Annotated in this window: 1 pseudogene; it reads left to right on the top strand. The window is 57.0% G+C overall.

The features are described from left to right. Positions 1 to 716 (top strand): annotated as a pseudogene (locus ACSV5M_RS21855) (hypothetical protein); the annotation flags it as partial.

Raw genomic sequence — 716 nt, 5'->3', positions numbered from 1 at the left:
TCTAAAGTGCAGGAAATAAATCCTGGACTGTATGACTTCGTGACCAAGGGATTGGCGGATGCGCGCGACACGTACAACCTCTCTGTGAAAAGTTGTCATGAAGTCGTTAACGATAATATCGCTGGCCGTAATCCTGTGGACGGCTGGATCAAGATTGCCAAGAGTGAATCCTGGAAACAAAAAACCCAGAAGGGCAGCGACCCCACCACATCGGAAGCAGAAATCACGGAAGATCCGGGCAAAGAGGGTATCACCTGGACCCACGGCCAGAAAGCGGGTGGTGAGGGCCAGCCAGCGATCAATACCATAGGTGACAGCGTAGAGGCTGGCTACGAACACCTGGCGCCCAGCAGTCCTGCAGCTGACCAACCGGCCGATCAGCGCGTGACGCGCCTGTGGCGCACGTCTGATGCCGCGAGCGAATGGGTAACGTCGGTAGTCGGCGAGCAGCAGGTTCGTTTGTGTGCGAATTGCGAGAAGTTAAAAACCCGCGTTGGCCAAGGTCTTCGCCTGCAGGTGAAAGACGAAAAGCTGGATGTCGACCATGATCTCGCACCTCTACTGCAAACGGCGGATGCGCCCTCGGTCGAGGATCTCGATGCGATCAGCGCACCGGGCATGGGCATTCTGATTACCGAACCCGTCATCCAGGCGCTACGTGAGGAACCGGCTCCGGAGCGTGCCTTGTTAGCCAATCGGCTGGCGACGGAAATTGC

This window comes from Cellvibrio sp. ARAG 10.3 (assembly GCF_051846955.1).
GTDB lineage: Bacteria > Pseudomonadota > Gammaproteobacteria > Pseudomonadales > Cellvibrionaceae > Cellvibrio.
Note: the sequence above shows the minus strand (reverse complement) of the source record. Positions and strands in the feature narration are given on the sequence as shown.